9 protein-coding genes are annotated in these 9,541 nt (G+C 37.5%); 3 read left to right on the top strand and 6 right to left on the bottom strand.

The genetic code is table 11. The features are described 5' to 3' along the window. Positions 1-301 precede the first annotated feature (301 nt). Positions 302-958, top strand: coding sequence for a hypothetical protein (locus Q0791_RS17525; protein WP_299009091.1), 657 nt, complete (start codon positions 302-304; stop codon positions 956-958). A 74-nt stretch (positions 959-1,032) separates the two neighbouring features. Here the strand turns inward: Q0791_RS17525 and Q0791_RS17520 are convergent, their stop codons facing one another. Then, positions 1,033-1,575 carry a disulfide bond formation protein B gene (locus tag Q0791_RS17520; RefSeq protein WP_299009089.1) on the bottom strand — a complete coding sequence of 181 codons (543 nt, stop codon included), beginning with the start codon at positions 1,573-1,575 and terminating at the stop codon, positions 1,033-1,035. A gap of 397 nt (positions 1,576-1,972) precedes the next feature. Between Q0791_RS17520 and Q0791_RS17515 the strand changes: the two genes are divergently transcribed. Further along, the gene (locus tag Q0791_RS17515) at positions 1,973-2,110 is read left to right on the top strand and encodes a hypothetical protein (protein WP_299009087.1); all 138 of its coding nucleotides are present in this window, start codon (positions 1,973-1,975) and stop codon (positions 2,108-2,110) included. Positions 2,111-2,255: 145 nt separating this feature from the next. On the opposite strand, the gene Q0791_RS17510 is transcribed toward Q0791_RS17515, so the two are convergent. Beyond that, positions 2,256-2,462 carry a hypothetical protein gene (locus Q0791_RS17510; RefSeq protein ID WP_299009085.1) on the bottom strand — a complete coding sequence of 69 codons (207 nt, stop codon included), beginning with the start codon at positions 2,460-2,462 and terminating at the stop codon, positions 2,256-2,258. A gap of 393 nt (positions 2,463-2,855) precedes the next feature. On the opposite strand from Q0791_RS17510, the gene crp reads away from it, so the two are divergent. Further along, positions 2,856-3,491 carry a cAMP-activated global transcriptional regulator CRP gene (gene crp, locus Q0791_RS17505; RefSeq protein WP_298773042.1) on the top strand — a complete coding sequence of 212 codons (636 nt, stop codon included), beginning with the start codon at positions 2,856-2,858 and terminating at the stop codon, positions 3,489-3,491. Between the two features lie 83 nt (positions 3,492-3,574). On the opposite strand, the gene Q0791_RS17500 is transcribed toward crp, so the two are convergent. The 4 genes from Q0791_RS17500 to cobO form a co-directional block, all read right to left on the bottom strand. Then, positions 3,575-7,009 (bottom strand): hypothetical protein, encoded by a 3,435-nt coding sequence (locus Q0791_RS17500; protein WP_299009083.1) that lies wholly within the window; start codon positions 7,007-7,009, stop codon positions 3,575-3,577. Positions 7,010-7,046: 37 nt separating this feature from the next. Next, entirely contained in the window at positions 7,047-7,520 is a 474-nt protein-coding gene (locus Q0791_RS17495; RefSeq protein ID WP_299009080.1) for a type III secretion system chaperone, read from the bottom strand. Positions 7,521-7,959: 439 nt separating this feature from the next. Further along, positions 7,960-8,832 carry a cobalamin-binding protein gene (locus Q0791_RS17490; protein WP_299009078.1) on the bottom strand — a complete coding sequence of 291 codons (873 nt, stop codon included), beginning with the start codon at positions 8,830-8,832 and terminating at the stop codon, positions 7,960-7,962. Positions 8,833-8,836: 4 nt separating this feature from the next. Then, positions 8,837-9,463 carry a cob(I)yrinic acid a,c-diamide adenosyltransferase gene (cobO, locus tag Q0791_RS17485; RefSeq protein ID WP_299009076.1) on the bottom strand — a complete coding sequence of 209 codons (627 nt, stop codon included), beginning with the start codon at positions 9,461-9,463 and terminating at the stop codon, positions 8,837-8,839. Between the last annotated feature and the right edge of the window lie 78 nt (positions 9,464-9,541).

Raw genomic sequence — 9,541 nt, 5'->3', positions numbered from 1 at the left:
TGAACGTATGGATAAGCTATTAAAAGAAGTTGCTTAACGAACTTAACTAGGGTGACCGAATTCAGTTGACCAGGTCAATAATAATCTAATTTCTTTATATATTGCCCAATCTTTCTTACTTATCACTCTTATCTTCAACGAATTCATATCAATCCTTTGATCCCTAACAACTTATTCAGTAACAACAAGATACCACTGCTAAGTATCTATTGTAAATAAAACAATTATTCACTTTTTTGATAGACCTCAATCAATTTTTTTTCCATCATAATAAAAATCATAAACTGCCTAAAAATAACTGATGCGGATACCAATAGAGACAATATCAAAGATAAGCACTTTAACTCCACAAGACATAATTAATGAAGGGGGTATTTCTCTAGACTCTAAAGACTATGATATTAGCGTTGTTGATGATCTTGTAAAGGTAGAGCGTAATTTAGATGGTATGAATGGACTTTCAAAATTATTAAATGCCGTGGTTGATTTTTTCTCGAGAATGACGACGTCAGATGAGCATGCATTAACAACTCGCGCTAATCAACTTCAAACCACTCTTCAAGAGAAATTAAATGATTGTTTTAATCAAGTATTCACAAATAACTACCTAAAAGAAGGAAATAGTCATTTATTTCAATATTGTATTGAAAATCATTTAGAGCAAATTTTGGAGATCAACCCCAAGCTAGGACAAAAGCTTGAAAACCTTAGAGACCAAGCACTTGGTGATCCTATTGGAGCTGATGATGGACTTAAGTGCTTAGAATTTCTTAAGCAGAATGAACAAGCATTCTTTGAAAAGGAAAAAGATATTCTCGATAATTTCAACTATATTCAAAATAGATTATCAAGCCTTAGCTTGGAGTATAGTAATCAGTCTAAATTTGACGGATCAGATCAAATTGATTACATGAAACAAAGATTAAATATTCTAAAACATATAAATGATAGAGTATAACTTTTCTCTTGGGTAAAACCCTACAAGTGGTAAAGAGTGGTTATTGCTTGTAAGCTGTCTCACTGGCATTTTTGTTAACACTGCAGAAAGCCACACTCGTTATACGCAGTGATGACATTGAACCCCGCTATAGCAATAAATAAGATAGCCGTTATCAACACAACACGCTTTCCAAAAATACTTTGCTCATAAAGAGCGGGAATGCTGTACTGCTTTAATGCCGCACAGACAATCAAATTGATGGCAATCACAATCACAGCCATAATAAAGTTCCAAGTATATAAATGGTATCCCAGAAAAGGGTAACCATAACCAGAGCCTAACGGGCCATCGATATGCAATAAAATTTGTCGCAGGGAAATACAGCCGAGTAATAATGCACCTAAGCTTGATAGTGAATAATGAATTATGCGTCGCTCATAGCTTAAATTCATCAATAAAGGAAGCACTATGAGCATCATAGCAGAACGTTGTAATAAGCATAAAGGGCAAGGTGATTCAACTAAGTAAAATTGTAATACTGAAGCGGTAATTAAAACACAGATAATCCCGACACATTCCAACCAAGTTATAAAATTAATGCCTTTATTAAGGTAAGTCTGATATAAAGTAGACATGAATTGTATAGCCTTATAGGTTAGGGTTGATAGTGTGCATATGGTGTAAAAACCATATAAAGATAAGAATGGCACTTGCAACAAAGAGAAAATAAGCCCATTTTATCTGTTTACATAAGACCAATAATACAGTGAGAGTAATAATTGAAAAAAGAGTCACTTGCATAGAATTTAATACTCATTTAACGAGTTCATTTATCAGTATAATTGATATTTTTTCATTAAAAGTCGCTAAATGCAGTCATTCGGTATTTTATTTAACCTGAACTCGGGATAATGGGTGTCAAAAATGTGAGGTAACCCATTTAATATCAAAAAATTGAATGAAATTGGGTCATTCTTTATTTTCGAACTTGGCTTAATACTTCAATTTTTGTCGATATCAAGGCGTGATTTCGTGTCTAATAGCAAGCTATTAGTAGAAAGCACAACACAAATAGGGGCAAAAATAGTGCTATTAAGCGGCGCTGCTTATCCCGAATTCAGGTTATTTAATGCTTATCCTACATCGATTACAGGAAAGCACAGGTATTAGCGCGACTAGAATTGACAAACCACCCCTAAGTGAGTCCCAATGTTTACATACTCCAGAACGCCACTATAACTCCAATGCTGTGGCTCAACACGAGGGCGTTCATTATTCTCTTACTGTTTGCTGTTTACTGTTTACTGTTTACTGTTTACTGTTTACTGCTTGCTTCTTGTATAACATTATCATCAACAGGCTTTTCTACTGAAATGGAAGAATGAATATGCTCTTTCAACTCACCATCATTACCGATGAGATTCTTTTGTGACGTCGAAAATGCAGCCCCTACCATGCCGAAACAAATGGCAACAAAAATGACTTCACGAATAATCATTCTCCCCATATTCTCTTTTTCCATTTTCATTACCTCTGACTATATGATGTACTGTCTTTCTGTCTTTGGCCTTCTTATCATGAAGGCCGCGTCGGATGTGAAAAAAGAGTAACGTGAAGAACACCATGGAACATCCATCTCAAGTATGAAAATAACCCTAAACAAATGGCTAGTTTACCAATAAAAACTCATACTTTTGGCCTATATACCGATAAATAAAATAAAAATAGTCTCCCTCTCCATTACACACTAAAATTTGCTAGAATAAGCCAAGATTATCTTGTGATGAGTCTGTTTTGAGTAAAATAAAAAGCAGATAAAATTTTGATCTTAATCAAGGTTTGACTCAAGTAATTGCCGTATGATGGAATAGCATATTTTTATCATTTAATGTTAAATCAGCCGAGGAATATAGGCATGGCTCTGATTGGAAAGCCGAAACCCGATCCAACTTTAGAATGGTTTTTATCACATTGTCACCTTCATAAGTATCCATCCAAGAGCACATTAATCCATGCAGGAGAAAGTTCAGATACCCTTTACTATATTGTCAAAGGCTCTGTTGCCGTCTTAATCAAAGACGAAGAAGGCAAAGAAATGATCCTCTCTTATTTAAATCAAGGAGATTTTATTGGCGAACTCGGGCTGTTTGAAGAACAAGCAGAGCGCACAGCATGGGTTAGAGCCAAACAAGCCTGTGAAATAGCAGAAATATCCTATAAAAAATTTAAACAGCTCATTCAAGTTAATCCTGAAATTCTCATGAAGCTTTCAGCACAAATGGCTTACCGTTTACACAGTACCAGCCAAAAAGTGGGGGATTTAGCTTTCTTGGATGTAGCTGGACGCATTGCACAAACCTTACTGCATTTAGCCAAACAACCCGATGCCATGACCCATCCTGATGGCATGCAAATAAAGATCACTCGTCAAGAGATAGGTCAAATTGTCGGCTGCTCTAGAGAAACCGTTGGCCGTATTTTAAAAATGCTAGAAGAGCAAAATCTCATTCAAGCACATGGTAAAACTATAGTGGTATACGGCACTCGCTAAGCGGGTATAAGTTGAACCTCGAAAGCAATAAAAACACCTAAATCGCTTTTATTGCTTTCTCGCAAACCTTAAAGCCGCTAATATTATTGTGGGTGAAAACGAGCTGTTACCTCTTGCTCATACAATGGAAAACTTCTACTCAACAATTCTGTTAACATGTTTATTCCATGATCAAGCTTATTGGTATCCTCTGGCGCCTGTTTAACTGCCATCAATGCTCCATGAATTTTCGCCACAAATGCAGCATGCTCATTAGGATCACTCACGGCTTTCAAATCGGCTAACATGGTATTCAAACTGCTTCCTGCATTAAGGGTATCATTTGACATATTTAAGATAAGCTCAGCTAATTGCTGTCTGTTATTCAAAGTAAACTGCTGCCACTTATCAGCCTGATCAGCACACTTCCAGCCATTAAATTTGGTTTGTACATAGGTCAAAGTGTTATTGCCAATGTATTCAAATACATTTTTACTGACTCCCTGACTTGCAGACATCTGCAGAGAAAAATTATTCAGTGGCATGACAGGAATGGATAAATTCGGCAAACTAAACTCATTCACTTCAGCGCCACTAACACGCAAATACTGCAAATGATATTTATCGCTTTCTTCAATAAAGTTCGCTTCCACTTTCATACTGCCTGTTAGCGTCACATCCATTGCTGCCCAGTCAACTGTAAGCAACTTTGATAAGCTATCTGTTATATCATCTTGCTTTACATACTTCTCCTGTAGCCCATTGATAATGTCAAAGAGGGCCACATTTTGATCTAAGTTAAAACTGATATTCATATACTTGCCATCATTATCAGGATTGGCATCTCCTGATATCTCACAGCTTTTCACCGCTCCAGTAACGCTGATGGGCAACAATTTAGGCCCAGGTACAGACAGGCTGATACTGGCATCTTTCTGAGCAGTATTAGAACTTGCCTTAAACACAGTGACTAAGTGTTTATTGATATGTTTTTTCGTCTCTAAAGACATCTGAGGTTGATCATAATTACTGTCAATGCGTTCAAGCAAGCGATGATAATTAGCATCATGTAAAATCACAGACTCTTTTCCCATGAAAGTCTGTAAATAAAGCTGCTTCAATTTTGCATGTGTGGTAATGACGGCTTTAAGATATTCACCTCGCCCAGTACTTCCCCTTTGCTTTTCTAAGCCATGCTTAATGGATGTCATGCCTTTTTTATTGGGATCATCGACAGTTTTAGCAAAGTCCAGTCGATTAACAACATAGGTATAGTGCTCATACTCATTAAACAGGCTTATCATGGCCTCTTTAACTTGATCCCGTAACAGATGGGTTTGCGACCTCAGTTTCATCTCCTCAGGTTGACTGGCTTTAGCCAGTTTAGTTTGAATCTCTTGCAACTGTTTTTCGACAGCATTGAGCTTCTCATAACCTGCTTTTTTCAGTAACTCCTCCCCCTGGAAATTGATTGAAAAAAACTGCTTACTGTTGGAATCAATGCGTTCAGGGTGTGCTTGGTAGGCCTTTAATAACGCCACTGAATGATGGAAATCGGTTTTAGTACTCGACATACCGACACTGCCGCTAAATAAATTTAGCTCCATGCCCGCCTCCAAACCGGCACCTTTTACATTCGTCTTGAGATAGTCAATAGCAGCTGAAGAGCCAACATCGAAATGATCTCCCATTAATAAAGTATCATCAGAAATAAGGCGCTCTCTCAACGCAAAAGAAGACTGTCTAGCCCGAGAAAAAAAATCCCCCACTTCTTGCGCCTGCTTCACATCCACTATTTTTTCTGATGTTAAAGCAACCGATAATAAATCATTAGCATGATAAGAAATGAAATCCTTAAGGCTGTTAAAGGTTTTGCCTTGACCATAAGAGATGCCACCGCTCGCACTCACATCACTTTTAAGGACCTTATTGCCTCCAGTTAATGTCAGCTTGGCAGAAAACGCGCCTCCTTGACGAATTTTTGTATCATCATTGCCTGTTACATTACATTGAAAGTTAGCTTCAATGCCTGCACTACCCAGTTCAAGACCCAATATTGCCGCTTCAGCACCAAGAGCAAAGGTCATATCAAACGTAAATGATGCTCCACCTTTCTCAAGCATGGCTAATTCTTGAGCTAACTTGGCTTCCATCTTTTGCTGTATTTTAGTTAAACATGCACCTTTAATATTTGCATGTAACATGACTAAGGTATCCCGTTCATATCCTTTAGGCATAACCTGAATAACAGCTTCCAGCGCCTCATAGACCTTGGCTAAGCCTAACACTGGATCACTTTCTCCATTCACACCATTAAGCGCTTGTTGCATAACATTAAGCGCAGGCGCAACACGCTCAAGTTGAGTAATTAATTGATTATCGATAGTTGCGCGACGTGCATTTAATTGCTGGATTGCTTGATTTTCTTGTAATAGCGACTTCACCAGCTTGTCATATTCTTGTTTATTAAAACCTTGTTTAAACATTGCCATAGAAGCACTGACATCTATATTCGACTTAACTCTTTCATACTCATTATAAGCTGATGTCAATGTGAGCGATAAGCCATCTATTTTTGATTGTAAGATTTCACTAATATTATCTATGCTAGCCTGATGCTTAAATAACAAGCGCTTCACTTGCAGATCAGGCACTGAGTCATGATTGTCCTTAAACATCTTTATGTCAGCAAGCTCATTTTTCAACATCAAAAAATCAGCTTGTTGGGCACTAAAATCGACAAAAGTCGACAGTGCCTGCCTTTCTTGCTTAATTCCATCGATTTCTTGCTCTAGATGTCTATGGGTATAACCTTGCTTAATCGCCTTATCACGCTGAAATTCTAAGTTTTTTAATTGATGATTTAATGCTAAATCACGTGAAGCGGGCCAACTCATATCAGCTTTTACCTCTCGCAATTTCTCCTCTAATCTTGCGACTTTATTTTGGCATAATGTCAGCTGATTTGTGATCCCCTTAAGCACTTGACGCTCTTCTGGAGTTGCAAAAAATAGCTTATCATTCATTGCATTGAGCTTTTTATTGAGAATATTATGTACTGCAGATACATTCGATAAATCAATGTGATACCCAATACTCGCATCTGCTGTCATTTGCAATGAAGTCAGCCCAGTGCCTAAAGCAAGCTTTACTTGTAATTGATCACCTAATTGGTATAGTTGCGTCAATTCATTATGAGATAATGCCTCACATTGATTCAATTTATGTTTCATAAACGGCGTATTCAGTAAAACTTCGACCACTTTAGCATCAAAAGTATTATTCAATTTGTCACTGTCGATTTGTTGTAATACACCAGAATCAATAAACCCATTTGCCCCTTCTAACTTATTAGGCGCTGAAGACTCAAGATTAAAATGGGTTTCCATATTTTCAGGAATAGACAAACTTGATAACGGATTAACTTGATGAATAGATAGTTTGTTTATTGCTTCAATCTGCTTTGACGGGTTATTAATGTTTAAAGTATTGTCAAAATTCAGTGATGATGCTTCAGATGACTTGATAAAAGAGGGCATAATAGTAATATCTTAAAATTAAAAGTGGAATCAATGTTTATGCAAAAGCCCAATGCGGCGCAGTTTTTGACAGTAAATTATTCCTGTAACCAATGGAACTCACCTTACTTTGTGAAGTTAACCTCCTTTGCCACTGCTCAGCAATATTAACGATACTGGTTATATAACGAGAAAAATCATTCACATTATCAAATGATGCTAATAACTTCTTATCCATTAACCAGACTTCATTACTCTCTTTATCCACAGCTAATGTTGCCCCTCCCGAGTCTTGCCAGAATAAATTCGCGCCTAATAAATCTCGATAAATCTCAATATTCCCATCTTCAGTTAACACACCACAGTGTATATAAAAAACAACTCGCTCTGAATTTTTATGCCACTGAATATTTAATAAAAGATCCTCTTTAAAATTTAAACAGCAATATCCATTTTTATCTAATTGAATATTATCCATGCCCACTGAAGCAGCATAATCAGTAAGCTGCCACTGGAGCTTTTCATGCGACATTTTTTATCACCCTTATTATTTTTATATGAAAGTAATACATTTCGCATTACTTTTTGCTCAACTAGATTAACAACAATACCTATCCATTACTGCCAAAAAGTGGACATACAAGAAAAAGGGGAAATTAACGAAAAAGAGATACAAAAATTAATTAAACTTTAATAATATAGATCACTTAGCATACAAAACCTTATTAAAAGTATGGTCTTGTATGCTAAATCACGATAATAATGTAGCAATTAGTCAAGTTGACACATTACAATTTAAATTAAAGTTCATGTTGATAGATTAAATTAAATTAAACTTGGTTAAAATTAATTGAGCTTAGTTAAAATTAATTAAACTTTATGCAGTCTAAAGCGCCCCTGAGTAAGACCTAAACTGGCAATGCCTAAAAGCACAACACTGGCACGCTTTCACCTTCTCTCCTTCAAATGCCTCACCCTTTTATTCTTGCTTTATCTAAGGCACCGCAAAGCAGGCTAACACCTTGAATTGTCCTAGGTGAAGGTCGGTGCAATAAGTCGGCATTTAACTGATAAATATGTTTATTTTTTACAGCAGGAATTTCTGGCCATCGAGACCAATCAACACCCATAATATTGCCCTCATCTTGGCTTTGTAGAATAACCTGAGGTGCTTTAAGTAACACAGACTCGATACTCACTTGAGGGTATTCGTTTTTTGCATCATAAAAAATATTCTTACCATGACACACAGCAATAATTTGTTGTATCCAACTGCCTTTAGCCACAGTCATTAATGGTGTTGACCATAACTGATAAAAAACACTGATGTCTTTTTTATCAGCATTTTCTGCTTTTAATAACGCTAGCCTGTGCCTGTAATCCATCGCCACTTGGTGGGCTTTTTTTGTGTGTCCTGTCAGCTCCCCTAAACGCTCGATATCATCGGCGACGCCCATAAGAGTTTGAGGATCGCTATTCACTAAATCAAAACCAAGATCTGACAAGCGCGTCAGCGCTTCTTGATTACTCCCCCCTTGCCAGGTCACAATCAGATCTGGGGCCAACTCAATAATTTTCTCTAATTGCAATCCATAATAACCACCGACTCTGGGAATATTTTTGGCCGCTTCAGGGTAATCACTACTGTCTACAGTCCCCACTATGGTGCCCCCCGCACCAATTGCGAACAAAATTTCTACAGCGTGAGGCGATAAAGCCACAACACGTTTAGCAGGCTGTTTTGCCGATGCTGCCACAGCACTGTAACTGGAAAACAAGGCTAACAAACCGACTATTAGACCATAACCTAGCCATGGTATTGAATGCACAATAGTCTTGTTCATAAATTTAATAATCGAACCCAAGCTGTGCCTTAACACCAGCCTCAAAGGCATGTTTTATAGGCTGAACCTCACTCACAGTATCCGCCAATTCAATAATTTGTCGATGACAAGCTCTTCCTGTCACAATAACATGCTGCATAGGAGGACGGTTTTTCAGAGCATTAATCACACGTTCAACATTTAGATAATGATAACTCACCATATAGGTCAGCTCATCAAGCATCACAAGATCAATACTGGGATCAGTTAACAACACTTCAGCCGCTTTCCAAGCTTTCAACGCGGCTTGTGTGTCTTTCTCTTTATCTTGCGTTTCCCAAGTAAAACCTGTTCCCATGACATAAAATTCTACCCCCGCCCCTTCAAGTAATGTTCGCTCACCGCACTCCCAATTCCCTTTAATAAACTGCACCACGGCCGCTTTTTTACCATGACCCACCGCCCGTGCCACAGTGCCAAACCCCGATGTCGACTTACCTTTTCCATTACCGGTTAATACCAGTAAAATACCTTGTTCTTTTTGTGCCTTAGCAATCTTAGCATCAACACTTGCCTTCACTTTTTGCTGTCTGGCTTTATGTCGCTGCGCTCTTATCTCATTCCGCGGTTTATCATCTTGTGTATTGCTCATGCCAGAGTTCCTATTTGAGTGGATTGCCACTTATTGCTTGCTATTGCTAAATAATGCTTTTGTAAAAAGGGATTAAAT

The organism is uncultured Shewanella sp., from assembly GCF_947495455.1.
Classification (GTDB): domain Bacteria; phylum Pseudomonadota; class Gammaproteobacteria; order Enterobacterales; family Shewanellaceae; genus Shewanella.
This window is presented reverse-complemented; position numbering and strand designations above follow the sequence as displayed.